General features: G+C 72.8%; 22 protein-coding genes and 1 other RNA gene. 18 read left to right on the top strand and 5 right to left on the bottom strand.

Features of this window, described 5'->3' with window-relative positions; translation table 11 throughout:
* Nucleotides 1-80: 80 nt before the first annotated feature.
* Together GA0070216_RS02645 and GA0070216_RS02640 are read left to right on the top strand one after the other, a co-directional pair.
* Nucleotides 81-3,323 (top strand): DEAD/DEAH box helicase, encoded by a 3,243-nt coding sequence (locus GA0070216_RS02645; RefSeq protein WP_091238135.1) that lies wholly within the window; start codon nt 81-83, stop codon nt 3,321-3,323.
* Entirely contained in the window at nt 3,320-4,471 is a 1,152-nt protein-coding gene (locus GA0070216_RS02640) for an SWIM zinc finger family protein (RefSeq protein WP_091238132.1), read from the top strand. The genes GA0070216_RS02645 and GA0070216_RS02640 overlap by 4 nt, the downstream gene beginning before the upstream one ends.
* Nucleotides 4,472-4,941: 470 nt before the next feature.
* On the opposite strand, the gene GA0070216_RS02635 is transcribed toward GA0070216_RS02640, so the two are convergent.
* Nucleotides 4,942-5,199 (bottom strand): DUF3040 domain-containing protein, encoded by a 258-nt coding sequence (locus GA0070216_RS02635; protein WP_091238129.1) that lies wholly within the window; start codon nt 5,197-5,199, stop codon nt 4,942-4,944.
* Nucleotides 5,200-5,765: 566 nt separating this feature from the next.
* Between GA0070216_RS02635 and GA0070216_RS02630 the strand changes: the two genes are divergently transcribed.
* Genes GA0070216_RS02630 through GA0070216_RS02610 form a run of 5 tightly spaced genes read left to right on the top strand, consistent with a single transcriptional unit; the run spans nt 5,766 to nt 11,991 of the window.
* Nucleotides 5,766-7,781, top strand: a complete 2,016-nt coding sequence (locus GA0070216_RS02630; protein WP_091238125.1) for a DUF1800 domain-containing protein — start codon at nt 5,766-5,768, stop codon at nt 7,779-7,781.
* Between the two features lie 20 nt (nt 7,782-7,801).
* Nucleotides 7,802-9,193, top strand: coding sequence for a DUF1501 domain-containing protein (locus GA0070216_RS02625; protein WP_245722256.1), 1,392 nt, complete (start codon nt 7,802-7,804; stop codon nt 9,191-9,193).
* A complete protein-coding gene (locus tag GA0070216_RS02620) occupies nt 9,190-10,611 on the top strand; it encodes a ferredoxin reductase family protein (protein ID WP_091238122.1) in 1,422 nt (473 codons plus the stop codon). Before GA0070216_RS02625 ends, GA0070216_RS02620 begins: the two co-directional genes overlap by 4 nt.
* Before the next feature lie 13 nt (nt 10,612-10,624).
* Entirely contained in the window at nt 10,625-11,221 is a 597-nt protein-coding gene (locus GA0070216_RS02615) for an FMN-binding protein (protein WP_091238118.1), read from the top strand.
* A 47-nt stretch (nt 11,222-11,268) separates the two neighbouring features.
* Nucleotides 11,269-11,991, top strand: coding sequence for an FAD:protein FMN transferase (locus tag GA0070216_RS02610; protein WP_091238913.1), 723 nt, complete (start codon nt 11,269-11,271; stop codon nt 11,989-11,991).
* Between the two features lie 419 nt (nt 11,992-12,410).
* Here the strand turns inward: GA0070216_RS02610 and GA0070216_RS02605 are convergent, their stop codons facing one another.
* Entirely contained in the window at nt 12,411-13,082 is a 672-nt protein-coding gene (locus tag GA0070216_RS02605; protein WP_091238115.1) for a bifunctional DNA primase/polymerase, read from the bottom strand.
* A 250-nt stretch (nt 13,083-13,332) separates the two neighbouring features.
* Between GA0070216_RS02605 and GA0070216_RS02600 the strand changes: the two genes are divergently transcribed.
* The 7 genes from GA0070216_RS02600 (at nt 13,333) to mctP (ending at nt 20,125) form a co-directional block, all read left to right on the top strand.
* On the top strand, nt 13,333-14,559 hold the full coding sequence (locus GA0070216_RS02600) for a helix-turn-helix domain-containing protein (RefSeq protein WP_091238111.1): 1,227 nt from the start codon (nt 13,333-13,335) through the stop codon (nt 14,557-14,559).
* A gap of 16 nt (nt 14,560-14,575) precedes the next feature.
* Entirely contained in the window at nt 14,576-15,157 is a 582-nt protein-coding gene (locus GA0070216_RS02595; RefSeq protein ID WP_091238107.1) for a flavoprotein, read from the top strand.
* 55 nt (nt 15,158-15,212) lie between these two features.
* Nucleotides 15,213-16,079, top strand: a complete 867-nt coding sequence (locus GA0070216_RS02590) for a Nif3-like dinuclear metal center hexameric protein (protein WP_091238103.1) — start codon at nt 15,213-15,215, stop codon at nt 16,077-16,079.
* A complete protein-coding gene (locus GA0070216_RS02585; RefSeq protein ID WP_091238099.1) occupies nt 16,076-16,813 on the top strand; it encodes a zinc ribbon domain-containing protein in 738 nt (245 codons plus the stop codon). Before GA0070216_RS02590 ends, GA0070216_RS02585 begins: the two co-directional genes overlap by 4 nt.
* A gap of 4 nt (nt 16,814-16,817) precedes the next feature.
* Nucleotides 16,818-18,029: a bifunctional RNase H/acid phosphatase gene (locus GA0070216_RS02580; RefSeq protein ID WP_091238096.1), complete on the top strand. Its 1,212-nt coding sequence runs from the start codon at nt 16,818-16,820 to the stop codon at nt 18,027-18,029.
* 198 nt (nt 18,030-18,227) lie between these two features.
* Entirely contained in the window at nt 18,228-18,470 is a 243-nt protein-coding gene (locus GA0070216_RS02575; protein ID WP_091238910.1) for a DUF3311 domain-containing protein, read from the top strand.
* Nucleotides 18,470-20,125, top strand: coding sequence for a monocarboxylate uptake permease MctP (mctP, locus tag GA0070216_RS02570; RefSeq protein WP_091238092.1), 1,656 nt, complete (start codon nt 18,470-18,472; stop codon nt 20,123-20,125). The genes GA0070216_RS02575 and mctP overlap by 1 nt, the downstream gene beginning before the upstream one ends.
* A 245-nt stretch (nt 20,126-20,370) precedes the next feature.
* Here the strand turns inward: mctP and GA0070216_RS02565 are convergent, their stop codons facing one another.
* Nucleotides 20,371-20,850 carry a MarR family winged helix-turn-helix transcriptional regulator gene (locus GA0070216_RS02565; protein WP_091238088.1) on the bottom strand — a complete coding sequence of 160 codons (480 nt, stop codon included), beginning with the start codon at nt 20,848-20,850 and terminating at the stop codon, nt 20,371-20,373.
* A gap of 70 nt (nt 20,851-20,920) precedes the next feature.
* Here GA0070216_RS02565 and GA0070216_RS02560 point away from each other — a divergent pair, with 70 nt between their 5' ends.
* Complete coding sequence (locus GA0070216_RS02560; RefSeq protein WP_091238084.1) at nt 20,921-22,153, top strand: MFS transporter; 1,233 nt, start codon at nt 20,921-20,923, stop codon at nt 22,151-22,153.
* 16 nt (nt 22,154-22,169) lie between these two features.
* On the opposite strand, the gene GA0070216_RS02555 is transcribed toward GA0070216_RS02560, so the two are convergent.
* Nucleotides 22,170-22,931: a sulfite exporter TauE/SafE family protein gene (locus tag GA0070216_RS02555; RefSeq protein WP_091238080.1), complete on the bottom strand. Its 762-nt coding sequence runs from the start codon at nt 22,929-22,931 to the stop codon at nt 22,170-22,172.
* Between the two features lie 141 nt (nt 22,932-23,072).
* On the opposite strand from GA0070216_RS02555, the gene rnpB reads away from it, so the two are divergent.
* Nucleotides 23,073-23,491: RNase P RNA component class A (gene rnpB / locus GA0070216_RS02550), an RNA gene on the top strand.
* A 384-nt stretch (nt 23,492-23,875) separates the two neighbouring features.
* Here rnpB and GA0070216_RS02545 read toward each other — a convergent pair.
* Entirely contained in the window at nt 23,876-24,349 is a 474-nt protein-coding gene (locus tag GA0070216_RS02545) for a hypothetical protein (protein ID WP_091238077.1), read from the bottom strand.
* A gap of 585 nt (nt 24,350-24,934) precedes the next feature.
* Between GA0070216_RS02545 and GA0070216_RS02535 the strand changes: the two genes are divergently transcribed.
* Together GA0070216_RS02535 and GA0070216_RS34340 are read left to right on the top strand one after the other, a co-directional pair.
* The gene (locus tag GA0070216_RS02535) at nt 24,935-25,441 is read left to right on the top strand and encodes a helix-turn-helix domain-containing protein (RefSeq protein ID WP_091238906.1); all 507 of its coding nucleotides are present in this window, start codon (nt 24,935-24,937) and stop codon (nt 25,439-25,441) included.
* Nucleotides 25,442-25,524: 83 nt separating this feature from the next.
* Nucleotides 25,525-25,803: a hypothetical protein gene (locus tag GA0070216_RS34340; RefSeq protein WP_245722255.1), complete on the top strand. Its 279-nt coding sequence runs from the start codon at nt 25,525-25,527 to the stop codon at nt 25,801-25,803.
* Nucleotides 25,804-25,987: the final 184 nt, after the last annotated feature.

The following is a 25,987-nucleotide window of genomic DNA, read 5'->3' as shown; positions in this document are numbered from 1 at the left end:
CGGGGCGGGCGGCCATGGCGCCGACGGTAACCGGTTACCGCCGCCTATCCTGACCCCCGGGCGTCGACGAGGGGGAAGCTGTGCTGGTCGTCCACGGGGCGTGGCTGGTCGGGACCGGGCTGGCGGTCTGGGCGGAGGATTCCACCCGGCCGACGCAGGTGCCCCGACGGCCCGGTCGGGCCCCCCGGGAGCGCCCGCACCCCTTCGCCGCCGAGCCGGCCGCGCTGTCCGCGCTGCTCGGCGACCACCCGGCCGGCACCGTGCTGCTCACCCTCCCCACCCGGGCCGGTGCGCCGCTGCACTCCCCGGAGCTGGTCCCGGCCACCGTCGCGGAACCGGTCCGCGGCCCGGTCACCCTCGCCGGTTGGCGCACCCCCGCCCTCCGGTACGCCCCGGACGACGCGTTCGACCTGCTGCGTACCCTCGACGGGCTCGACGCCGTGGTCGGGGCCGGCCTGCGTCACCTCGCGGAGCTGGCCGGCTTCGCGGCCGACCTGGTGTCCCGGGGCCGGTTGCTGCCCGGCGTGGCCGACCGCCCCCCGGGGCACGTGGCCCGGGGGGCGGCGGGTCGACGGGCGGGCGGCCGTTCGGTGCGGTCCGCCGGGTCGGCGGTCGGCTGGGCGGTGTGGCGACCCCTGCTCACCGGCGCGGACGCCACCTGGGCCCGGTCGCTGGCCCTCGCCCTGCCCCCGGCCGTCCGGGCCGCCGTCGACATCCCGGCCGCCACCTCCCGTTCCCGTCCCGCCGAGGGCCGGCCGGTCGGGCGGCGAACCGGCCCCGACGAGGTACCGCCCGGTGCTGGTGCCACCGACGCCGGTGCCGGGTCCGGTCCCGACGGGGTCGGTGGGCTGGTCGCCGAGGTGCTGGACCTGCTCACCGATGCCGCCGCCCGCCGGGTGCTGGCCGACACCGACCTGGTCCGGGGCGGTCGGCGTGACGGCGTGACGGCCGGTTGGCTGGCGGCGCTGACCGGCCCGCAGCGGCGGTTCACCGCCGAACCCGCCGCACTGGCCACCCTCCACGCGGAGCTGGACGCCTGGCAGCGCGACGCCGTGGGCGGCCCGGTGCGGGCCAGTTTCCGACTGGTCGAGCCGGCCGACGACGAGATCGTCGACACCCTGACCGTGGTGCCGGCCGACCCGTCGACCGTGATCGGACAGGGCGGACGGTGGCGCATCGAGTTCGGCCTGCAGGCCGCCGACGAGCCGGGCCTGCACGTCGGCGCCGGTGACATCTGGCGGACGCCGGAGCGGTTGCCGGCGCTGGCCGGCCGGTGGCACGACCCGCAGGAGACCCTGCTGGCCGAGCTGGGCCGGGCCGGGCGGCTCTGGCCGGAGCTGGACGAGGCGCTGCGTACCCCCGCCCCGGAGCAGCTGGAGCTGGACGTCGAGGGAGCCCACCGGTTCCTGCGTGACGGCGCACCGGTGCTGCACGCCGCCGGCTTCGGGGTGCTGCTGCCGTCGTGGTGGCGGCGGCCGTCGGCGCGGCTCGGCACCCGGTTGCGGGCCAGCAGCAGGACCGCCCCGGGCACCGTCGCCGCCACCTCCGGTGGGCTGGGGCTGGACGCGCTGGTCGACTACCGCTGGGAGGTGGCGCTCGGTGACGAGGCGGTGGACGCCGACGAGCTGGCCGCCCTGGCCGCGTTGAAGACCCCGCTGGTGCGGCTGCGCGGCCGGTGGGTGGAGTTGGACCCGAAGCGGCTGGCCGCCGGACTGCGGCTGCTGCGGTCCCCCGGTGAGCTGACCGTGGCCGACCTGCTCAAGATGGGGTTGGCCGGGGCGGACAACCCCGACGCGCTGCCGGTGTTGGCGGTGACCGCCGACGGGCCGCTCGGTGACCTGCTGGCCGGGCAGGCCGAGCGGCGGCTCGTCCCGCTGGACCCGCCGCCGGCCTTCAAGGGCACCCTGCGGCCGTACCAGCGGCGCGGGTTGGCCTGGCTGGCCTTCCTCCAGTCGCTGGGGCTCGGCGGGGTGCTCGCCGACGACATGGGGCTGGGCAAGACCGTGCAACTGCTCGCCCTGCTCGCCGGGGACCGCCCGGACGCCGGGCCGACCCTGCTGGTCTGTCCGATGTCGCTGGTCGGCAACTGGCAGCGGGAGGCGGCCCGGTTCACCCCCGGGCTGCGCGTACACGTGCACCACGGCGCGGACCGGGCCCGGGGTGCGGAGTTCGAGGCGGCGGTGCACGCCGCCGACCTGGTGCTCACCACCTACTCGGTGGCCGCCCGGGACGCGGTGGCGCTGGCGTCGGTGGGCTGGCACCGGGTGGTGGTCGACGAGGCCCAGGCGATCAAGAACGCGGCCACCCGGCAGGCCGAGGCGGTCCGGTCGCTGCCCGCCCGGCACCGGATCGCCGTCACCGGCACGCCGGTGGAGAACCGGCTGGCCGACCTCTGGTCGATCATGCAGTTCGCCAATCCCGGCCTGCTCGGGCCGGCCAGTAGTTTCCGGCAGTCGTACGCGGTGCCGATCGAACGGCACGGGGACGCCGACGCGGCGGCCCGGCTGCGCCGGGTCACCGGCCCGTTCGTGCTGCGTCGACTCAAGACCGACTCCTCGATCATCTCCGACCTGCCGGAGAAGCTGGAGATGGAGGTGGTGTGCAACCTCACCGCCGAGCAGGCCTCGCTCTACCGGGCGATCGTCGACGAGATGCTGGCCCGGATCGAGTCCAGTGACGGGATGGAACGGCGGGGCCTGGTGCTGGCCACCATGACCCGGCTCAAACAGGTCTGCAACCACCCCGCCCAACTGCTGCACGACGGTTCGCCGCTGGCCGCCCGCTCGGGCAAGCTGCAACGGTTGGAGGAGATCGTCGACGAGGTGCTCGCGGCCGGCGAGAAGGCCCTGCTGTTCACCCAGTACGCCGAGTTCGGCGCGATGCTGCGCGGCCACCTGTCGGCCCGCTTCGGCCGGGAGGTGCTCTACCTGCACGGCGGGGTCGGCAAGGCCGACCGGGACGACCTGGTCACCCGGTTCCAGTCCCCGGACGGCCCGGCCCTGTTCGTGCTCTCCCTCAAGGCCGGCGGGACCGGGCTCACCCTGACCGCCGCCAACCACGTCGTGCACGTCGACCGGTGGTGGAACCCGGCGGTGGAGGACCAGGCCACCGACCGGGCGTTCCGGATCGGCCAGCGGCGACGGGTGCAGGTCCGCAAGTTCGTCTGTGCCGGCACCGTCGAGGAGAAGGTGGCCGCGATGATCGCCGACAAGCGGGGCCTGGCCGCGTCGGTGGTGGGCAGCGGCGAACAGTGGGTCACCGAGCTGTCCACCGGGCAGCTGCGGGAGCTGTTCGCGTTGGACGCCGGGGCGGTGGTCGAATGACCCCCCAGCGTGCCGGAGCGGGCACCGACGACCCCGGGCCGACCGGCCCGTTCGCCGACTTCGGTCCGGCCCGACGGGTCGACGGCGGGTTGCGGGCGCGCAGCACCCGGGGCGCGATCGGGGTCTCCTGGTGGTCCCGGCGCTTCCTGGAGGTGCTGGAGTCGTTCGCGCTCGGCACCCGGCTCACCCGGGGCCGGGCGTACGCCCGCCGGGGGCAGGTGCTCCGGCTCGACGTGTCACCCGGGCGGGTCGAGGCGAGCGTGCAGGGTTCCCGGCCCCGGCCGTACCCGGTGGTCATCGCCCTGCCGCCCTTTCCCGCCGCGCTCTGGGACCGGGTCGAGCGGGAGCTGGCCGGGCAGGCGTTCTTCAGCGCCCGGCTGCTCGCCGGTGACCTGCCGGCGGAGTTGGAGGAGCTGTTCGCCGCGGCCGGTGCGCCGTTGTTCCCCGGGTCGGTGGGTGAGCTGACCCAACGCTGCGGCTGCCCCGACTTCGCGGTGCCGTGCAAACATCTCGCGGCGACGTTCTACCTGCTCGCCGAGGCGTTCGACGCCGACCCGTTCCAGTTGCTGCACTGGCGGGGTCGCAGTCGCGACGACCTGCTGGGCCGGCTCCGTGCCCTGCGCGCCGAGGCGGTCGGGTCGTCCCTGCCCGCCGAGGCGGTCGGGTCGCCCCTGCCCGCCGTTGTCGACCCCGCCGACGGGTCCCCGGGGTCGGCGGCGTTCTCCCCGGCCGGGGTGCGGGCTCCCGCCACCCGGGCCGAGTCGCGGCGTCCCGCGTCGGAGAGCGCGCCGGCCGGTGGTTCCGCGCCGGGCGCAACGGTCGGTGGTTCGTCGGATGGTGTGCAGGATGCCGGTACGCCCGATGGGCCGCCGGTGTCCGTACCGTCCGTGGTGGACGGGGTGGCACCCGGGCCGCCGAGCGCTGTGGCGGGGGCGGCCCGGGTGCTCGCCGACCTGCCCGACGCGCCACTCGCCGAGGCGATGGACCGGTTCTGGCTGTCGCCGGTGCCGCTGCCGGACCGCCCGCCCATCCTGGTCACCGGCCCGGAACTGCTGCTGCGGCAGCTCGGCTCGCCTGCTCCGGCGATCGGCGGCCCCGGCCTGCTGGAACGCCTGCGCCGGGCCTACCAGGCCCTCGACCCGAGCTGACCGGCGTCCCGTCCTGGCTCGCGACGTCCCGTCCTGGCTCGCGACGTCCCGCCCTGGCTCGTGGCGTCCCGTCCTGGCTCGGGCGTCCCGCCCCGGCACGGGGTATCGCGCCGTGTCCCGGGATGTGGCGCCCAGGGTCCTGGCACCGCGCCCGGTGCCCCCGGTCCATGATCGACACCAGTGGGGCGCTATTGGGGTGTCCCCGTCGCTCCGACCCCACAACATCGCCCCACTGGTGTCGATCATGACGTGACCCGGGTGGCCGGGCGCGGCGAGCGCGCCGTCGGGATCGGCGGGTGGTCCCATCACCCACGAGCCTGCGAGGCTTGAGCCACCCACGGGCGTGCGAGGCTTGAGCCACCCACGGGCCCGCGAGGCTTGAGCCGACCCCGGCGGAGACGTCGTCGGCACCCGGGCCGGGCACGGGCCAAGGCCGTGGCCGACCGGGCCGGCGTGGTCGGACTGGCGGGTCAGCGCCAGCGGTGCCGGAAGTGCCACATCAGGCCGGTGTTGGCGGCCACGAGTACGACGCACGCCGCGCCGGCCGTCCGTCCGGCCACGACGGTCATCGCGGGCAGTGACGCCCACAGGATGACGGTCAGCAACAACAGCCAGCGTCCGCGCCGGGCCCGGACCCGATGGTCGAGTCTCGCGAAGAACTTCGGGTCGCTCTCCCGGAGCTGCCGGGTGATCTGTTCGAATCTGCGCTGATCCTCTTTGCTGAGCATGGCGGCGCCTTCCCCTCACGGCTTCAGCGGTTCGGCGGCTTACCCGCTCTGGAGGCGGGTCACGCCCTTCTGCTGCTGCTACTTTCGATCCCTGCCACCAGCCGGCGGGGACGGGCCGATCGACGGCGGGCACAGGTCGGCCGACGGCGGGCACAGGTCGGCCGACGGCGGGCACAGGTCGGCCGACGGCGGGGGACGGGCCGGCCGAAACCGGGCCGCGAGGGCGCTCGGGCGACCTCAGCGCAGGCTTACCGGTGGCTTAAGTTTCGCTGTGCCGGTGAACGTCGCGTGCGGTGACGCGTACGGCCAAAACGTTACGGCGGTGTTGTCGGCGGACGCGTCGTCCCTGCTGGGGACGCCGCCACCCGGCCGGGGCGCAACCACCCGGCCGGGCAGGGTGCTGAGCTGCGGCTTAAGTGCCCGGCAGGGCCGCCGCGACCAGCCTTGATGGCATTCCACCCCTTGGCTACTTTCCCGTAGCAACTCCTCCGGCAGCCGCCGCCGTACCCTCCGCCCCGCCCCCGGTCGCAGTGGTCCGGCGCATCGAAAGAAAACGGGACTGGTACATGGCCGACCAGAATGTGCCACCGCACCGACCGCACGCCACCCCCGACGGACGCCCCCCGACGTCGTACGACGCCCCCGGTCACCCGTACGGCGACCCGCACGCCGGGTACGCGCCCACCGGCTCGCCGGTGTCCCGGGGCCCGCAGTGGGTGGGCCCCGAGGGCCTGGGCCGGCAGGCGTTCCACCAGCCGGCCGGCACCGGACTGCCCACCCTGGACGACGACGGTGACGGCGACCGGGGCCGGGTCGGCCGGCGGCGCGCGCTGGTCGCGCTGGGTGGCACCGCCGCCGTGGTGGCCGGTGGCGCGGCGCTGGCGATGAGCCCCCAGGTGCGGAGCCTGTTCGGTGCCGACACCGTCGCCGGGGACGCCACCGGCGCCACGGTCACCGACGGCACCCCGGCCCGACCCAGCGGCCAGCAGCCGAGCACGGTACGCACCTACACCGAGCAGAACGAGAGCTACATGGGCTCCCGGGCCGGTGCGGCGCTGAAGAAGAACTCGCCCAACGGCGGGCGGACCTTCTCCGGCCCCGCCGCCGCGGCGGCGGAGACCCCGGTGACGGTGAAGACCGTGCTGGCCAAGGACCCGATCCGGCACCTGGCCAGCCGGGCCACCTTCGGGGCCACCCCGAAGGTGCTCGCCGACATCAGGCGGATGGGCATCGACGCCTGGGTGCGCCAACAGCTCGACCCGGAGAAGATCGCGCCCAGCGCCGCCGAGCTGAAGCTCGCCGAGCTGCCCACCCTCAAGCTGACCAGCCAGCAGCTGCGCGACCAGCGCGAACAGCTCAACGCGCGGGGGGCGCAGCCGGAGCGGGAGATGGTCGACGGCACGCTGGCCCGGCAGATCTGGTCGGAACGGCAGCTGTACGAGGTGATGGTCGACTTCTGGAACGACTTCCTGCACGTCGCCGCGGACTTCGACGGCGGTGAGGCGTACCGCAACTCGTTCGACCGGGACGTGGTCCGCAAGCACGCCATGGGCAGCTACCCGGAGATGCTGGTGGCGGCGAACAGGCACCCGGCGCTGCTGCTCTACCTCAACCAGAACGACTCCCGGGCCGACGCGGTCAACGAGAACCTGGCCCGGGAGAACCTGGAGCTGTATTCGGTCGGGGTCGACGGCGGCTACACCGAGAAGGACGTCCGCCAGGCTGCCCTGCTCCAGACCGGCCGGGGCGTCGACGACGGGAAGTACGTCTTCCGTAACGAGCGGCACTACCGGGGCAAGGTGAAGATCCTCGGTTTCAGCCACCCCAACGACTCGGCCGACCCCAGGAAGGCCGACCAGGTCATCGACGCGTACCTCACGTACATCGCGCTGCACCCGTCGACCGCCCGGTACGTGGCCCGCAGCCTGGCCACCCGGTTCGTCTCGGACACCCCGCCGAAGTCCCTGGTGGACCGGCTCACCAAGATCTACACGGTCAACAATGGCTCGGTGAAGCCGCTGCTGATGTCGCTGTTCAGCTCCTCGGAGTTCTGGGCGGCGGTGGGCCAGAAGGTGCGCCGGCCGATGGAGTACCTGGTCGCCACCTACCGGACCCTGGGCGTCGGGCCGCAGGCCGGGCCGGGCTTCCGGCAGGGCGACAGCACGCGCACCGCGTTCGCCCAGGGGCTGCGCCAGATCCACGACAAGCTGCGCGAGCTGGGCCAGTACCCGATGGGCCAGCCCACCCCCGACGGCTACCCGGACGTCTACGTCGCCTGGACGTCGGCCGGGACGATGGTCAACGGGTGGAACGAGGCCGCCGACCTGATCGCCGGCCGTCGCACCCAGTTCACGTACACCAGACCCGAGAAGCTGGTGGCGAAGCCGCCGACGACCGCCGGGGCGTACGTGGACGCGCTGGCCCAGCGGCTGGTGCACCAGAAGCTGTCCACGCGGGAGAAGAACCTGATCCTCGGGGTGGCCGGCGTGTCCGCCACCGCCAAGGTCGACGCCACGTTCAACGGGGCCGTCGCCGCCGTCGCGCGGGCGATCCTCGCGTCCCCCCAGCACCACCTGCGGTGAGGCAGTCGATGGACAACCCGGTGACGCACCCGATGGAGAAGACCGTGCCCTCGTTCCCCCTGCACCCCGAATGCCCCGACCTGCGCCGGCTCGCCGACAACCCGGCCGAGGCGGTGCTGCGGGCCGAGGCGGACGTCGTCGCCGCCGAGAACGCCGCCGAGGCCGACCGCTACCGCCGGTTGGAGGACCAGGAGGAGGCCCAGCAGGACGGGCGCGGGGTGACCCGGCGGACCTTCGTCGCCGGGGCCGCCGCCACCGCCACCACGCTGGCCACCGCCCAGTTCGTCACCACCTCGGCGTCGTTCGCGGCGACGAAGACCGGCACCCTGATCCACGTCTTCCTCTACGGCGGGCTGGACGGGCTCAGCCTGGTCGCCCCGGCCGACGACCCGGTGCTGGCCAAGGCCCGCCCTGACCTGCTGCTCGGCGACGACTCGCTGGCTCTGGGCCGGGGCTTCAAGCTGACCAGCGCCTTCGCCCCGCTGGAGAAGTGGCTCAAGGCCGGCCAGCTCGGTTTCGTCCCGGCGGTCTCCGACGAGCGGTTGTCCCGCAGCCACTTCCAGGCCGCCGACGCCTGCAACCTGGGCGGCCTGCCCCACGAGACCGGTGGCCGGGGCTGGCTGGACAGCCTGGTCGACTCCCTCGGCAAGGGCACCGCGTTCCGCAGCGTCGGCATCGGCAGCACGCTGCCCCGCTCGCTGGTCGGCACCAACGGCGCGCTGTCGCTCAACAGCGTCGGCTCGCTGCGGCTCAACGGCGACGACCGCTACCGGGCGGCCACCGAGAAGGCGATCCGGGGCCTGTTCACCGGGATCAACCACCCGGTCGAGGAGGCGGTGATCGAGGGGATGGGCGCGTTGTCGACCGCCCAGCAGCTCGCCGCGAAGCCGTACCAGCCGGCGGAGGGCGTGCGGTACGAGGGCGTCGGGTACGCCTTCCAGCAGCTCGCCCAGCTGATCAAGGGCGGGGCGAACGTCCGGGTCGCCACGGTCGGCATGGGCGGCTACGACACCCACGAGAACCAGGGCACCCGCTCCGGTGGCCAACTGCACCGGCGGCTCGGCGAGCTGGCGGGCGCGATGGCGGCCTTCTTCACCGATCTGGGCGACCGGGCCGCCGACGTCACGGTCATGGTGTCCAGCGAGTTCGGCCGCCGGGTCGCCTCCAACGGCGGCGGCACCGACCACGGCCACGGCGGGGTGGTCACCATCCTGTCCGGGCGCAGGCTCGCCGGCTCGCTGCTCGGCACCTGGGACGGATTGAGCGATCTGGACTCGGGAGACGTACCCGAGTACAACAACATGTTCAACGTCTACGGCGCGGTGGCGCAGGGCCGGTTCGGGCTGACCACCGCCCAGGTCGACAAGATCTTCCCGAGGAAGAAGTTCACCCCGATGAAGCTCTACGCGTGACCTATCAGGACATGCACGCCGCCGGCCGTCGTACCGGGGACCCGTCCCCGTACGGCGGCCGGTCGGCTGCGTCCGTACGCCCGCCGCCGGCCCTGCCGCGGCGGGGGTCGGTCGGCCGGCGGGTGGTGTCCGGACTGTTCTGGGTCGGCCTGGTGGTCGCGGTGCTGCCGTGGTGGCTCGACACCCCGGCCGGTTCGCTGGCCGGCACCGCCGACGTGCTCACCGCGGCCGGGCGGGTCACCGGCCTGATCGCCGGCTACCTGCTGCTGGTGCAGGTGCTGATGATGAGCCGGCTCGGGGTGCTGGAACGTGGGGTCGGCGGCGAGCGGTTGTCCCGGGTGCACCGGGACCTGGGCGCGACCCTGCTGGTGGCGGTGCTGGCCCACCTGTCGCTGCTGGTGGTCGGCTACGCCCGCACCCAGGACAACTCGGTCACCGCCGAGGTGGGGGTGCTGCTGCGCGACTTCGACGACATGGTGTCCGCGTTCGTCGCGGCCGGCATCCTGGTGCTGGTCGGCGGTACCGGCATCCGGGCGGTCCGCCGGGCCCTGCCCTACGAACTCTGGTACCACCTGCACCTGACCAGCTACCTGGTGCTGCTGCTCGGCTTCGGCCACCAGTTCAGCAACGGCGCGCAGCTCTTCCCACCCGGCCCGGTGCGTACCGGCTGGATCGCCGGTTACCTGCTGGTCGCCGCCGCCCTGCTCTGGGGTCGGCTGGTCGCGCCGCTGCTGCTCAACCTGCGGCACCGGCTGCGGGTGGCCGACGTGGTGGCGGAGAGCCCGGACACCATCTCGATCTATCTGACCGGCCGTCGGCTCCACCAGCTCGACCTGCTCGGGGGACAGTACCTGCGCTGGCGGTTCCTGACCCGGGGCTGCTGGTGGCAGTCGCACCCGTTCTCGCTCTCCGCCGCCGCGAACGGCCGCTGGCTGCGGCTGACCGTCAAGGTGGTCGGCCGGCACACCGGCGACCTGCGCGACCTCGACCCGGGCACCCGGGTCTGGGTGGAGGGCCCCTCCGGCACCTTCACCGCCGCGCACCGGACCCGGGACCTGGCCCTGCTGATCGCCGGTGGCAGCGGCATCGGCCCGCTGCGGGCGATGCTGGAGGAGTTGCCGCCCGGCGCGGCCCTGATCTACCGGGCCCGTACCCCGGCCGACGTGCTGCTGCACCACGAGCTGGACTGGCTGGCCCAGGCCCGGCAGACCTCGGTCTGGTATGTCATCGGCTCCCGCGACGACCCCGGCCCCCGGCAGGTGATGAGCCCGGACGGGCTGCGCCAACTGGTGCCCGACCTGATCCGGCGTGACGTCTACCTGTGCGGGCCGGAGGGGTTGGTCGAGTCCTCGGTGCGGGCGCTCCGCCAGGCGGGTGTGCCCCGCCGGCAGATCCACCTCGCCCCGTTCGAGCTGTAGAAAGGCACCTGACATGCGTCGCGCGCTTCTGGCGATCACCGGGTTGGCCGCCGGCACCACCGCCCTGGTGGTGCTCAAGGGCGCACCGGGCGCCAGCCAGGTCGCCCAGGAACTGCCGGCCGGCGTGCCGGTCGGAACGCCCGGCCGGACCGACCCGGCCGCCCCCGGCGTGGCGTCGGAGCGGGCCGCCGCGCCGACCCGGCCGGCCGGCCGGCCCGACGCCACCGCGAGCCGCACCCCGGGCGCGGGCCGGACCACCACCGGTGGCGGCACCGGTACGCGGAGCACCCCGGCCGCCCCGCGAACCAGCACCGCCGCGCCCAAGTCGACCAACCGCAAGATCACCGGGCCGGTGGTCGTCACGGAGTTCGGCAACGTGCAGGTGCAGATCACCGTCTCCGGCAGCAGGATCGTCAACGCGGTGGCCCTGGAGCTGCCCCAGGGCGGCCAGTCCGACCTGCGCAGCAACCGGGTGGACGACGCCTACAGCGGCACCTCCGGCACGGTGGTGCGCCAGCAGGACGCCAACCTGGACACCGTCTCCCAGGCGACCGCCACCAGCAACGGCTACCGGCAGTCGTTGCAGGCCGCCCTCGACCAGGTGCGCTGATGACCGTGCCGGCGACCCGGCCCGGCCTGCGCCGGGTCGAGCAGGTGATGGGTACGGCGATCAGCCTGGACCTCGCCGACGACCTGCCCGCCGCCACCCTGCGGGAGTTGGCCGACGACACGTTCCACTGGCTGCGCGAGGTCGACGCCCGGTTCACCACCTACCGCGAGGACAGCGAGGTGCGCCGCGTCGACCGGGGGGAGCTGCCGCTGTCCGAGGCGTCGGCGGACCTGCGGGCGGTGCTGGCCCGCTGCGCCGACCTGTGGGGCGACACCGACGGCTACTTCGACGCGTACGCCACCGGTCGGCTGGACCCCTCCGGCTACGTGAAGGGCTGGTCGGCGCAGGTCGCCTCGGACCGTCTGCTGGCCGCCGGGGTGGTCGACCACTGCCTCAACGCCGGCGGTGACGTCCGGGTACGCGGGCACTCGTCGTCCGGGCAGCCGTGGCGGATCGGCGTCCGGCATCCCTGGGACGCGTACGCCGCCTGCCTGGTGCTCACCGGTACCGATCTGGCGGTCGCCACCTCGGGCGTCTACGAGCGGGGCCACCACGTCCTCGACCCCCGGCGGGGCGAGCCGGCCCGGGGGCTGCGCTCGGTCACCGTGGTCGGCCCCGACCTGGGCGTCGCCGACGCGTACGCCACGGCGGCGGTGGCGATGGGCGTGGCCGGCGTCGGCTGGCTCGACCGGCTGCCCGGCCACCTGCACGCGGTGGTCACCGACGACGGCCGGCTGTGGCGCTCCACCGCCCTGCCGCTGGCCGACTGACCGCCCGTGCCGAGTCGAGGCGGGTCGGTGGACGGCGCACGCCGGCGGACAGGGCGGTGGTCCGTCGGCCGGGGTGGCCCGCGACGGTGCCGGTGGGGGCGCTCACGTGCCGCGTCACCCCCGGGGCGAGCGCGGCGTCGCTCACCTGGCCGTGCGGTGGGTGCCCGACGGGCGGGAGCCGGTCGGCCGGGGGCGGCCCGGTCGGGAACCGGCCGGCCGGGTGTCCGACCAGTGGCGGGGCCGCCGCCGGTGGGGTGGTTCGGTGCCGTCGGTGTGCCGCATCTCGTCGTCCCTGGCCATGTCCTACCCCCGCTCCGGTGGCGCGTCCGCGCCGTCGTGGTGTGCAACGAGTCCGGCGTCGGCGGGGACGCTGGCGGGAACCTGACCCCGCCGGGCTCCGACCCGCTGCCGCACCGTGGTCAGTGACCGCGCCGGGGGAGCGGGAGCTGGCCCGGCAGCAGCTCCGGGGTCAGCGTCACCCCGTCGGCCCGCAACGCCTCGATCAGGGTGTTCTGCAGCAGGTAGGAGTCGGGCAACCGCCAGCGGGCCTGTTCCGGGGCGACCGCCCAGCGCACGGTGCCCTCGGGCAGCCGGGTGGGCGGTGCCGGTATCCACGACCCGGGGCCGTGTCGGACCACGTGGAAGCAGTGCTCCAACTCGGGGCGCAGCGGGTCGCCGGGGCGGACCAGGAACATCCAGCGTCCGGTCGGGGTCACCACCACCGGACCCCGGGCACCCGGGCCGACCGGGTGGCCGGGGACCGCGTCGAGCAGCCGGCGGCCCAGGTGCGCCGCCACCTCCAGCACGTCGAAGGCGCGGCCGGTGGGCAGCAGCACCCCGTGCGGGCGGCTGCGCCACCAGGTGGCGACCCGGGCCGGATCGGTGCTCGCCCCGCGCTCCCAGTTCTCCAGCGCGGGATGGCAGCCGACGGTGGGGCAACCGGCCCGGCCGCACACGAAGCGGCTGCGCGCCAGGCAGGCGCCGGGGGTCACCTCCCAGCCGTGCACCGCGTACCGGACCGCGATCCGGCGCAGCCGGACCCGTTCGATCGGTGACAGCTGGGCGACCCGTGGCCCGACGTTCCCCCACATGTCCTGCGCTCTCCTCTGACTTCGACCGTTCACCGCCACCCCTCACGTCGAGCGCCGTCACTGTCCCGAACCGGGCTCGTTGACCTGACGAACGACTCATGCAACTTGCACGAAGGTACGAAGACTGGCTGTACGAATGACGTACACCCTGTGCGACCAGCGAATACCTGGGACGGACGGATCGGCGGCGCCCTGCGTGGGCCGTCCGGAGCCCGGTCGGACGACCCAGGAGGGGGAGGAACGGGAAAAGATGGACGAGCTTCCGATAGGGCGACGGGTGGCCTATTGGCGCGGGCGGCGCAAGATGTCCCAGCAGGTCTTCGCCGACCGGCTCGGCAAGTCCAAGAGCTGGGTCGACAAGGTCGAGCGCGGGGTCCGTCGGCTGGACAAGTTCTCCGTGCTCTACGAGATCGCCGTGATCCTCCGGATCGACGTGCAACTGCTGCTCGGCAAGGACCCGGAACGGCGTACCGACGCGTTCAGCTGTATCGACCAGGTCGAGGTGCAGGAGATCCGGGCCGCCCTGGAGCAGTACGCCTCGATGACCGTGTACTTCGACGCCGTGTCGTACCCGCCGCCCCTGTCCGACATGCGCAAGGCGGTCACCCACGCCTGGCTCACCTACCAGTACGGCCGCTACGGGATGCTCACCCGGGCGCTGCCGAAGCTGCTGCGGGAGGCCCAGGCGGCCGACGCCGGTTACGGCGGGGAGCAGGGCAAGGAGGCCGCCCATCTGCTCGGGCAGGTCTACCAGATCGCCTCCTCGGTGCTGCGCAAGCTGGGCGAGTGCGAGCTGGCCTGGTTGGCGGCGGACCGGTCGATGGCGGTCGCCCAGCGCGCCGACGACCAACTGCTGGCCGGCGTCGCCACCGCCCGGGTCTGCAACGCCCTGGTGGCGATGGGCCGGGCCCGGCCGGCGCTGGAGCTGAACGTCAGCATCGCCAACCGGCTCGCCCCCGGCGGCATGAACGACAGCGCGCCGGACCGGCTCTCCGTCTACGGCATGCTGCTGTTGCAGGGTGCGATGGCGGCGGCCCGGTTCGGCGACTCGGACACCGTCGAGGACCTGCTCCACGGGGCCCACGAGGCGGCCCTCATGCTCGGCAGCGACCAGAACCACTACTGGACCTCGTTCGGCCCGACCAACCTGGAGCTGCACCGGGCCGCCGCCGCCGTCGAGTTGGGCGACGGCGGGCGGGCGGTGGAGATCCACCAGGGCATCCCCGAGCCGAGCTTCAACGGCCTGCTGCCCGAGCGCCGGGCCCACCACCTGCTCGACATCGCCCGGGGTTACGCCCAACTCGGTGACATCGCCAAGGCGGGGGAGATGCTGCTGCGCGGCGACCGGCTCGCCCCGTCCGAGATCCGCTGCCGACCCATCGCCCACGAAGTGATGTCCGACGTGCTGCGTCGCACACGGGGTGCGTTGCCCGCGCCGATAGCGGAGTTGGCTGAGCAGATGGGAGTCGGAGTATGAACACGGTGGCGGCCGGATGAGCGGCGGCCCACACCCGAGCAAGGAGCGCCGCGCGGTGCTCTACGTCATCGCCTGCGGTTCGCCGCTGGCCCGTCACCTCGACCGGCTCGTCGGCCTCGCCCAGGACGACGGCTGGGAGGTCTGCGTCATCACCACCCCCGACGGGGCGAAGTTCGTGGACCGGGCCGCGCTGGCCCGGCAGACCGGGCACCCGGTGCGCACCCACTACAAGCACCCGGGCGACCCGGACCTGCTGCCCCCGGCCGACGCGATGGTGGTCTGCCCGGCAACCGTCAACACGGTCAACAAGTGGGCGGCCGGGATCACCGACACCCTGGCGCTGGGCCTGCTGGTCGAGGGGCAGGGCCGGGGGGTGCCGGTGGTGGTGGTGCCGTTCACCAACGCGGCGATGGCCGGGCACCCGGCCTTCCAGACCGGCCTGCAACGGCTCCGCGAGTGGGGCGCCACGGTGCTCTTCGGCGACCACGTCTACCCGCTGCACCCGCCCGGCACGGGGGAACGGCACCTGCACGCCTTTCCGTGGGAGGCGGCGGTGGCGGCCCTGCCGGACCGGTCCCGGGCCGCCTCGGCCGCCTGACCCGGCCGACGGGCATGGGCGTGGCCGCCACCACGCGCCGGTAAGCTGACCGGCCGTGAGCACAACCGCGTCCCCGCCGTCCGTCGCCGACGTCGTCACCGAGCTGGATCGGCGTTATCCGCCGGCCTGGGCCGAGGAGTGGGACCGGGTCGGTCTGGTGCTCGGCGAGCCCACCGACCCGGTCCGCCGCGTCTACGGCACGGTGGACGTCGTCCCCGAGACGGTCGCCGAGGCCCTCGCCGCCGGGGCCGACCTGATCGTCGCGCACCACCCGCTGCTGCTGCGCGGCGTCTCCTCGGTCGCCCCGACCACCTGGAAGGGGCGGATCGTGCACGACCTGATCCGCGCCGGGGCGGCCCTGTACGTGGCGCACACCAACGCCGACACCGCCGCGCCGGGCGTCTCCGACGCGCTGGCCGCCCGGTTCGGGCTGACCGGTCTGCGTCCCCTCGCACCGTCCGCGCCGGGCTCTCCGGCGGCCGGCGGCGGCCGGGGCATCGGCCGGATCGGTGAGCTGCCCGCCCCGATGACGCTGGCCGAGCTGACCCGGCACGCCGCCGCCGTTCTGCCTGCCACGGTCTGGGGGGTTCGCGCCGGGGGCGATCCCGGGCGTATCGTGCGTACCCTCGCGGTCAGCGGCGGCTCGGGTGAAGGTTTCCTGGCCGCCGCGACCGCCGCCGGGGTGGACGCGTTCCTCAGCTCCGACCTGCGGCACCACCCCTCCGGTGAGCACCTCGCCGCCGGTGGGCCCGCCCTGCTGGAGGCCGCGCACTGGGCGACCGAACGACCCTGGCTGGACGACGTGGCCGCCCACCTGCGGGCCGACTTCGGCGTCGAGACCGTGGTGTCCGATCTGGACACCGACCCGTGGACCGTGCACGCCGCCGCACCCGCGATGGACGACAAGGAGCCCCGACCGTGAAGGCTGAACCCCAGGTCCAGCGCCGCCTGCTCGATCTTCAGGCGATCGACACCACCCTCGCCCAGCTCGCCCACCGCCGCCGGTCGCTGCCCGAGCGGGCCGAGCTGGAGGGGCTCGCCCGGGAGCTGTCCGCGCTGGAGGACGAGCGGGTCCGCGCCCAGGTCGCCGTCGACGACCTGGACCGGGACATCGCCCGGCTGGAGAAGGACATCGACCAGGTCCGGGCCCGCAAGAACAAGGACGAGGCCCGGCTGGCCAGCGGCAGTGGGCCGGCCCGCGAGCTGGAGGCGCTCCAGCACGAGCTGGTCTCCCTCAACCGCCGCCAGGGTGACCTGGAGGACGCCGAGCTGGAGCTGATGGAGCAGCGCGAGACGGCGCAGGCCACCCTCGACGGGATCGAGTCCCGGATCGCCGAGACCCGGGACCGGCGGGCCGCCGCCGAGCAGCGCCGCGACGAGAGCCTGGCCGCCATCGCCAAGGAGGAGGAGTTCAAGCAGGGCGCGCGCAAGCCGCTCGCCGCGGACCTCCCCACCGACCTGGTGACCCTCTACGACAAGATCCGCGCGGACACCGGGCTCGGCGCGGCGCTGCTCACCGCCGGCCGCTGCGGTGGCTGCCGGCTGGAGCTGTCCGGCGCGGACCTGGCCCGGATCCGCAGTTCGGACCCGGGCGAGGTGGTCCGGTGCGAGGACTGCCGGCGGATCATGGTGCGTACCAACGAGTCGGGGCTGTAGCCCGGTGGCGGTGCGCGCGGTCGTCATCGAGGCCGACGGCGGGTCGCGGGGCAACCCCGGGCCGGCCGGTTACGGTGCCGTGGTCCGGGACCCGGCCTCCGGTGAGGTGCTGCTGGAACGTGCCGAGGCGATCGGGACGGCCACCAACAACGTCGCCGAGTACCGGGGGCTGATCGCCGGCTTGGAGGCCGCCGCCGAGTTGGGCGCGGTCGAGGTCGACGCCCGGATGGACTCGAAGCTGGTGGTCGAGCAGATGTGCGGCCGGTGGCAGATCAAACACCCCGGGCTGCGTCCGCTCGCCGCGCGGGCCGCCGCGCTGGTCGACCGCTTCGACACCGTCCGGTTCAGTTGGATCCCCCGGGAGCGCAACCGGCACGCCGACGCCCTGGCGAACGCGGCGATGGACGCCGCCGCCGGCAAGCCGCCCCGGCCGGTGGCCGCGTCGGTCGACGTCGCGCCGTCCCGGCCGGTGGCGGCGGCCGACTCACCGGCCCGGGCCCAGGCCCGCGAGGTGGCCGCCCGTGCCGCCACCCGGACCGCCGGCTCCGACCCGGCGACCACCAAGGCGTCCTGGGAGCCGAGGCCGACCTTCACCGCCACCCGGCTGATCCTGGTCCGGCACGGTGAGACCGAGTGGACCGTGCAGCACCGCTATGCGGGCCGCGCCGACGTGCCGCTGTCCGAGTCCGGCCAGGCCCAGGCCCGGGCCACCGCCACCCGGGTGGCCGCGCTGGCCCCGTCCGTCGCGGCCGTGCTCAGCTCCCCGCTGTCCCGGTGTACGGCCACCGCCGAGGCGATCGCCGGGGCGCTCGGCGATCTGCCGGTACGCCCGCAGGACGACTGGATCGAGTGCGACTTCGGCGACTGGGACGGCCACACCTTCGCCGAGGTACGCGACCGTTGGCCCGGCGAACTGGACGCCTGGCTCGCCTCCACCCGGATCGCCCCGCCGGGCGGTGAGTCGTTCACCGAGGTCGGGCAGCGGGTCGACCGGGCGATGGTGGCGCTGCGGGAGGCGTACCCCGGGGAGACCGTGGTGGTCGTCTCGCACGTCTCCCCGATCAAGCTGGCGTTGCGCGACGCCCTCGCGGCCGGCGACGCCTTCCTGCACCGGCTCTATCTGGACGCGGCCGGCATCTCGGTGCTCGACATGTGGCCCGACGGCGGGGTGGCCGTCCGCTCGGTCAACGACACCGCCCACCTTCCGGCCCGCTGATCCCGGGTCTCCGTCGACCGGCCCGGGATATCCCGGGCCGGTTCGTCGTCTGTCGATGTGTCGGGCGGTGCGTCGCGCCGTTCGGCGCAGACTGGCAGCCGTTAGGCGCATCGTCGCGCGCCGATTGAACGTGATCGGGTTCACCAGGTCGTAGCGTCCGGCCGTTACTGGCCGGAACGACTACCGGAGGTGGGTCAGATGACCGCTGCCGAACCGGAGACGCCGCGTACGGCGTCGTCCAGGGCGAAGGACCACAGCCCCTGGAACTGGTTGCTCTTCATCCCGATCGTGGTACCGCTGATCCCGGTGTTCTTCAATGCGGACTCGCCCCGGCTGTTCGGCTTTCCGCGCTTCTACTGGCTGCAACTGGTCTGGATCCTGCTCGGGGTGGCCACCACCACGCTGGTCTACCAGATGACCAAGAAGCGGGGTGACCACTAATGTGGCGCGATCATCTGACCGAGATCATCGTCTTCTCGGCGCTCTTTCTGCTGGTCAGCGGGATGGGCTTCGTGGCGGCCCGGTGGCGGGCGCCGAAGGACATGGCCCACCTCGACGAGTGGGGGCTGGGCGGGCGCAGTTTCGGCGGCTGGATCACCTGGTTCCTGGTCGGCGGTGACCTCTACACGGCGTACACGTTCGTGGCGGTGCCGGCGCTGATGTTCGGGGCGGGCGCGGCCGGGTTCTTCGCCGTGCCGTACACGATCGTCATCTATCCGCTGGTGTTCCTGGTGCTCTGCCGGCTCTGGTCGGTGTCGCACCGGCACGGCTTCGTCACCCCGGCCGACTTCGTGCGCCGCCGGTTCGACTCGCCGGTGCTGGCCCTGCTGATCGCCATCACCGGCATCGTCGCGACCATGCCCTACATCGCGTTGCAGCTGGTCGGCATCGAGGCGGTGCTCAAGACGATGGGGGTCACCGGGGACAGCGCGGTGGCGCGGCACCTGCCGATCATCATCGCCTTCGCGATCCTGGCCGCCTACACCTACCAGTCCGGGTTGCGCGCCCCGGCGCTGATCGCGTTCGTCAAGGACACCCTGATCTACATCGTCATCCTGGTGGCGGTGATCTATCTGCCGTACAAACTGGGGGGTTGGGGGTCGATCTTCGACGCTGCGGATGCGAAGTTCGCCGCCTCACCGAACCCGAACGACGGCATCCTGCTCAACGCCAACAACCAGCTCCAGTACGTCACCCTGGCGTTCGGTTCGGCACTGGCGCTGTTCCTCTACCCGCACAGCATCACCGGTGTGCTGGCCAGCCGGAACCGGGACGTGATCAAGCGGAACATGTCGGCGCTGCCGGCGTACAGCCTGCTGCTCGGGCTGATCGCGCTGCTCGGCTTCATGGCCATCGCGGCCGGGGTGAAGCCGCTGCCCGGGGCGAAGGAGGGCACCGTCGACAGCAACACGGTGGTGCCGGTGCTGTTCGACCAGCAGTTCCCGGACTGGTTCGCCGGGGTGGCGTACGCGGCGATCGGCATCGGCGCGCTGGTGCCGGCGGCCATCATGTCGATCGCGGCGGCGAACCTGTTCACCCGCAACATCTACAAGGAGTACCTCAAGCGGGACGCCAGCCCGGCCCAGGAGGCGAACGTCTCGAAGATCACCTCGCTGGTGGTGAAGGTCGGCGCGGTGGCCTGCATCGTCTTCCTCGACCCGCAGTTCTCCATCGACCTCCAGCTGATCGGCGGCGTGATCATCCTGCAGACGCTGCCGGCGGTGGCGCTGGGCCTCTACACCCGCTGGTTCCACCGGGGCGCGCTGATCGCCGGCTGGGTGGCGGGCATGGGGCTGGGCATGTGGATGCTCTACCAGATCCCCAACCCGGCCTCCAAGCGCGCGCACTTCGGCGGGTCGGCGTTCCCGCTGTCCGAGTTCGGCTTCGACACCAAGAAGACGATCTACGTCGGCATCGTCGCCGTCCTGGTGAACCTGGTGGTGGCGGCGCTGGTCACGCTGGCGCTGCGGGCGGCGAAGGTGGCCGAGGGAGTGGACGGCACCACCCCCGACGACTACTTCGCCGACGAGGGCGACCCCCGCGTCACTCCCGGCCCCGACCGGGACGCCGACTCGGCCCGCGAACCAGTCGCCTAACCCCTAACCCCTGCCCTCCCGCCCCTCCTGCCCACCCCCGTCCGGCCCCGGTTGATCAAGAGCTTTACGTCAACATCCCGCCGAGAACTGACCCAAACCTCTTGATCACGCGAACGACTCGGCCGTCGGGCCGACTTCCGGCCCGGTGGGGTCGGTGATCAAGAGGTTTGGGTCAACTTTCGGTGTGGGGGTGACGTAAACCTCTTGATCAACGGGGCCGGACGGGGCAGGGGCAGGAGTGGGGGTTAGCGGTGGCGGGTGCGGGAGTCGAGGGCCTGGTTGAGGCGGCTCAGCAGGGTGGCCAGGGTGTCCCGGTCGGTGGGGGTCCAGTCGGCGAGGATGTCGCCGTAGAGCCGGGTCCGGGCGGCCTGGACGGCGGCCATCCGGTGCAGGCCGGCGGGGGTGGGGGAGATCACCGTGCCCCGGCCGTCGGCGGGGTCGGGGGCGCGGGCGATCAGGCCGTCGCGTTGCAGCGCCGACACCTGGCGGGTGACCGTGGAGCCGTCCAGGTTGAGCCGGGCGGCCAGCGCCGAGACGTTCTGCGGGCCGGCGGCGTCCAGGTGCCGCAGGATCACGTACGCCGCCCGGTCGAGCACCCGGTGCTCGGCGCTGCCGGTGGCCCGGCGGGTGGCCTCGCCCAGCCGCATCAACAGGGCCACCTCGGTCTCGATCCGGCCGAGGCTGCTGTCGCCCGGAGCTGCTCCCGTCGCGTGGTCGTCACTCATAACTGTATGATACAACAGATTTACCTGTACGATACAGCTATTTGCGGCTTCGGCCGGACAGGAGAGCGGAGTGGACCGGCATACCGAGCCCCACCGCAGTGCCATCTACGCCACCACGCTGGTGGCCTTCCTCGCCATCGCCGGCATCGCCGTGGTGGACCCCATCCTGCCCGCCATCGGCACCGCGATCGGGGTCACCGCCTGGCAGGTCGAGTTGCTCTTCACCGCGTACATCGCGGTGATGGCGGTCGGGATGATCCCGGCGACGCTGGCCAGCGGGCGGTTCGGCTTCAAGCCGGTGCTCGTCACCGGCGTCTCGGTGGTCGGGCTGGCCGCCATCGCCGCCTCGTTCAGCAACGACATCGTGCAACTGTCGGTGCTGCGCGGCGTCTGGGGGCTGGGCAACGCGATGTTCTTCGCCACCGCCATGGTGGTGCTGGTCAACCTCGCCAACGACCGGGAGTGGGTGGTCGGCCTCTTCGAAACCGCGCTCGGCCTCGGATTCGCCGTCGGCCCGCTGATCGGCGGCCTGCTCGGCGAGGTCAGCTGGCGACTGCCGTTCTTCGTCTGCGGCATGTTCATGGTGTTCGCCCTGCTGGTGGCCGCCCGCAGGCTCCGTGAGCCGACCCACCGGCAGCCGCCCGTACGGCTGGGGCAGATCTTCGCCACCTACCGCCGGCCGGCGTTCCTCATCCTCTGCGTGGTCACCGCCGCGTACAACTTCGTCTTCTTCGTGGTGCTCGGCTACACGCCGCTCTTCCTCGGTCTCGACGTCATCCCCCTCGGCCTCGCCTTCACCGGCTGGGGTCTCGGCCTGGCCGCCGGCATCCTGCTGATCGGCCACCGGCTGGCCCACCGGATCGGCGCGGTGCAGACCGTCGGGGTGGCCCTCGTCGGGCTGCTGGCCTGCATGGCCCTCTTCGCCACCTCGACCAGCACTGCGGAGTCGCTGGTGGTGCTGGTCCTCGCCGGCCTGTGCATGGGCCTGGCCAACGCCAACCTCACCGACCTGGCCCTCGGCCTCGGCTCCGCCGACCGCCGGGTCGCCACCGGCGCGTTCAACCTGGTGCGCTGGGGGGCCGCCGCGCCCGCCCCGATCCTGTCCGGCAAGCTCGCCGAACACAGCCTGGCGCTGCCGTTCTGGGTCGGCTTCGGGGTGCTCGCCGTCGGCCTGCTCGTCTACCTGGCCTTCGCCCACCTGATGGCCGCCGGCTACGGCGAACGGCTGCGCTGGTCCCGTGGGAACCAGGCCGCCCGACAGGCCGAGCACGCCCCCGAGGAGCCGGTCGGCGAGGCGTACTGAGCCGTCCCGTGGCTGCTCAGCCCAGCGCGCGCCAGAGCAGGTAGAGGCCGATCGCCGTGCCGAAACAGACGATCAGCGTCCGGAGCAATGCCGGCGGCAACCGGCGGGTCACCCGGGCGCCCACGTACCCACCGAGCATGGTGGCCGGCGCGACTACCGCGACCGCCGCCCAGTTGACCGGCCCGAACAGGGCGAACACCACCAGGGTGGTGAACCCCACCACCGCGGAGAGCAGGTTCTTCACCGCCGACACCCGGGCCAGCGTCGCGTCCAGCACCAGGGCCAGGCCGGCGACCAGCATCACCCCGAGCGCCGCGCCGAAGTAGCCGCCGTACACCGTGCCGACCGCGACCATCGCCTGCACCGTGAGGGTACGGCGGCGCGGGCCCAACTCGGCCGGGTGACCGACCAGCCGGCGCAGCGGCCCCTGGAAGGCCAGCACCGCGGTGGCCCCGAGCACCAGGAACGGCACCACCAGGTCGAACGCCCGCGCCGGGGTGGCCAGCAGCAGCACGCAACCGATACCCGTGCCGAGCACCGCCGTCGGCAGCAACGGCCACAGCGTCCGCCGGGGCGGCAGGTCCATCCGGCTGCCCGCCACACTCGCCACGTAGCCGGGGAAGACCGACACCGAGTTGCTGACGTTGGCCGCGACGGGCGGCAGGCCCACCGCGATCATCGCCGGAAAGGTGATCAGGGAACCACCGCCGGCCGCCGCGTTCACCGTGCCCGCAGCGAGACCGGCGACGAGCAGTAGTACGGCATCGGAGAGGTCCATGGTGCCCAGAGGCTAGTACGCCCTGATCAGAGGCCCTCCACCGGATCAACTGCGTACCATCTTCACCTCCTGCGCGGTGCGGACCGGGGTGGGGTGGAATCGGGGTTGGCCGCTGCGTCGTTAGGATGAGAGCGCGACGGACGAGTCGACCGGGCGGTCGCGTCGGCGGGCTGCGGCCCGCCGCCGAGGAACGTCCGGACTCCACAGGGCAGGGTGGTTGTTAACGGCAACCCGGGGCGACCCGCGGGACAGTGCCACAGAAAACAGACCGCCGACCCCACTCGGGGACGGTAAGGGTGAAACGGTGGGGTAAGAGCCCACCAGCACCCCGGGTGACCGGGGTGGCTAGGTAAACCCCACCCGGAGCAAGGCCAAGCAAGGGCCGTCACCGCAAGCTGACGACCCGGCGCAGACGCTTGAGGGCTGCCCGCCCGATGTCTGCGGGTAGGCCGCAGGAGCCTGCCGGCGACGGTAGGCCGAGATGGATGGCCGCCGCCGGTGCGGGCCCCGCGAGGGGTACGCGCCGCGCACAGAATCCGGCGTACAGGTCGACTCGTCCGTCGCCCACCAGCTCAGAGCCGCGATCATGGCTCTGAGCTGGTTCTATGTCCGGGCGTCGATGGTCGTTCTTGGTCATCGTTAGGTGGCATTTGACGGCCCGGTGACGGCCCAGAGACGGCCCAGAGACGGCCCAGCATTCCTTGACTCCCGGGTCAGTTGGACCCGTCTGCGGTGCCTGCTGGGGCTCGGTGGCGGCCTGGTCCTCGTTGACGGCGGACGGCGTGCGGGATGGGGCCGGGTACGTCCTGGCGGTCGAGCTGCTGGCGTGACCCGGATACCCGGTGGCAAGCCGGTCCCGGGGTTGGACTGGCGCGGCAGCCGGAAGCCCCGACCACGCGACCAGGGCGACCCGCCGGCTTCCGTACCGCCGTGCGGCGGCACAGTCAGCGCAGATAGGCCCGTTCATCGATGCTCTGGTGTGGTTCGGTCAGGAAGACATCGACGGGCACGGGGCCGTGGGCGATGTTCAGCGTGTCGAGGCGGTAGAGCCAATCTCCGGTGCAGTGGTGGGTGAAGCGGTAGTTGATCTGCCAGCGCAGCCATTGGCCTCGGGGGAGGCGTACGGCTGGCGGGCGGCGGTGTCGGCGGGGCATGCCCCAAGCCGTCGGGATCAGCTCGACGCGGACCTGGTCCTGGGTGTGGCGGAGTTGGACGGCATCGCAGGATGGTGCGTTGTTGTGCAGGGAGATGACTGGTTGGAAGCCGTCGTGCTCGTGCATCGTGACTTCGTGGGTGAGGGGCGCATGGTGCTGCGGCAGCGTGAACGCCGTGGGCAGGGCGTTGCGGCGGGCGGCGTGGTGGCCTCCGCGTGACTGCTTGGTCCAGGAGACGCGGACCCACTGGGCGACGATGTCCACCCGGTGGATGGTTCAGGCTTCCTGGTCACCTTGGCAATCCGATACCGAGCCTCCTGGGGCGGTGTCCCGGCGGCTGTCGGTGGCTCACCGCCCCGGTGCCGTAGGCGTCCGGGGCGGCTTGCCGCCGGCCGGGCTTGCCGCCCCGCACCGCGCGGAGCGCGATACCTTGATCACCCTGCCGTGGGAAGACCCGTTCAGCGATGAGCGCGTGACGGTGCCGCTGACCTTTACCACTACCCCACGGGGTGCGATCAAGCGGGCGACCTTCGACGGCAAGAGTTGGCGTCCCGCGGTGGCGGCGGCCGGCATCGTTCCGACCCGGGCGACCGGGATGCACGCGCTTCGCTACTTCTACGCTTCGGCGCTGCTCGACGCGGGGAAGAGCATTAAGACCCTCGCCTCGTACGTACCTCGGGCACTCCGACCCTGGGTTCGCGCTGCGGGTCTACACCCACCTGATGCCGGCCAGCGAGGAAGGCACCCGCAACGCGATCGACGGTCTCTTCATGCCGGCTGGTGCGGCTTGACCAGTTCATACACTGTCACCGAGTTGCGTTTTTGGTGTTTCTGGCGGATGCTGCGAGTGTGGCGACCGTGAGTGGGGAACTGCTGAGCACCGGTCAGGCGGCCAAGCTGCTGGGTTGCTCGCGCCAGCAGGTGGTCAACCTGTGCGAGCGTGGGGATCTGCCGTTCGTACGGGTGGGCGCGCACCGCAAGGTCCGGCGGGAGCACGTCGAGGCGCTGTTGCGCCCCAAGCAGGCGTTGACCCGTGATCAGCTCAAGTCGCTGTGGCTGCACCAGGCTGTGGCGGGGGGCTTGGTCGCCGATCCGGATGAGGTCCTGGGCAAGGCGGAGGAGAATCTCGGTCGGCTGCTCCGGCAGCATCGGGGGACCATGACCGAGGTCTGGTTGCGGCGCTGGCAGGACAAGATCAACGAAGGGGTTGGCTCCGTTCTTCGGGCGTTGACGTCGGAAGATCCGGAGGCTGTCGAGCTGCGGCAGAACTCGCCCTTCGCTGGTGTGCTCTCGCAGTCGCAGCGCGGGAAGGTTCTTGAGTCCTTCAAGCGTCGGGGCTGGGAGCGGGCGGCGTGAGGCGCGAAGAGTTGGAGCATGTTCTGAGATCGACGGGTCGGATTGTCGGCGATCGGAACGTCCTCATCATCGGCAACTAGTCGGTGCTGGGGACGATTCCGGAGGATGATCTGCCGTGGGAAGCCACTGCCTCGATGGAGGTGGATGTGGCGTTCTTCGACGATCCCGACGATCAGAAGGCCGACCAGGTCGACGCGTTCATCGGCGAGTTCTCGCCGTTCCACGAGACCTACGGCTATTACGCCCAGGGTGTGAGTGTGTCGACTGCGGTGCTGCCCGACGGCTGGCGCGATCGGTTGGTGCTGGTGGAATCCGAGAACACCCAGCCGGGCCGTGGCTATGCGCTGGACCCGCACGACTGAGGCAGACCGATGGATGGCGTCCTGACGGCCTGGCGACGGCCTACAACGGCCGTCGCCGGGTTGCGTCCCTGGTCGGCGGGGGTGCGATGATCATAATCCAGCTACAGGTCGACTCGTCCGTCGCCCACAGTTCAGAGCCGTGATCAAAGCTCTGAGCTGGTCTTTCGTTGGGCGGTATCGGTCG

Origin of the sequence: Micromonospora matsumotoense (genome assembly GCF_900091525.1) — a bacterium.
Classification (GTDB): Bacteria; Actinomycetota; Actinomycetes; order Mycobacteriales; family Micromonosporaceae; genus Micromonospora; species Micromonospora matsumotoensis.
The sequence above is the reverse complement of the archived record's forward strand: the minus strand, read 5'-3'. Positions and strand labels throughout refer to the sequence as shown.

Excerpts from the sequence above, each read along its gene's own strand:
- GA0070216_RS02565 (WP_091238088.1), bottom strand. The coding sequence starts at position 20,850 with ATGAGTGACGACCACGCGACGGGAGCAGCTCCGGGCGACAGCAGCCTC.
- GA0070216_RS02610 (WP_091238913.1), top strand. The coding sequence starts at position 11,269 with ATGGGTACGGCGATCAGCCTGGACCTCGCCGACGACCTGCCCGCCGCC.
- GA0070216_RS02630 (WP_091238125.1), top strand. The coding sequence starts at position 5,766 with ATGGCCGACCAGAATGTGCCACCGCACCGACCGCACGCCACCCCCGAC.
- GA0070216_RS02575 (WP_091238910.1), top strand. The coding sequence starts at position 18,228 with ATGACCGCTGCCGAACCGGAGACGCCGCGTACGGCGTCGTCCAGGGCG.
- GA0070216_RS02640 (WP_091238132.1), top strand. The coding sequence starts at position 3,320 with ATGACCCCCCAGCGTGCCGGAGCGGGCACCGACGACCCCGGGCCGACC.
- GA0070216_RS02635 (WP_091238129.1), bottom strand. The coding sequence starts at position 5,199 with ATGCTCAGCAAAGAGGATCAGCGCAGATTCGAACAGATCACCCGGCAG.
- GA0070216_RS02595 (WP_091238107.1), top strand. The coding sequence starts at position 14,576 with ATGAGCGGCGGCCCACACCCGAGCAAGGAGCGCCGCGCGGTGCTCTAC.
- GA0070216_RS02615 (WP_091238118.1), top strand. The coding sequence starts at position 10,625 with ATGCGTCGCGCGCTTCTGGCGATCACCGGGTTGGCCGCCGGCACCACC.
- GA0070216_RS02605 (WP_091238115.1), bottom strand. The coding sequence starts at position 13,082 with ATGTGGGGGAACGTCGGGCCACGGGTCGCCCAGCTGTCACCGATCGAA.
- GA0070216_RS02555 (WP_091238080.1), bottom strand. The coding sequence starts at position 22,931 with ATGGACCTCTCCGATGCCGTACTACTGCTCGTCGCCGGTCTCGCTGCG.
- GA0070216_RS02600 (WP_091238111.1), top strand. The coding sequence starts at position 13,333 with ATGGACGAGCTTCCGATAGGGCGACGGGTGGCCTATTGGCGCGGGCGG.
- mctP (WP_091238092.1), top strand. The coding sequence starts at position 18,470 with ATGTGGCGCGATCATCTGACCGAGATCATCGTCTTCTCGGCGCTCTTT.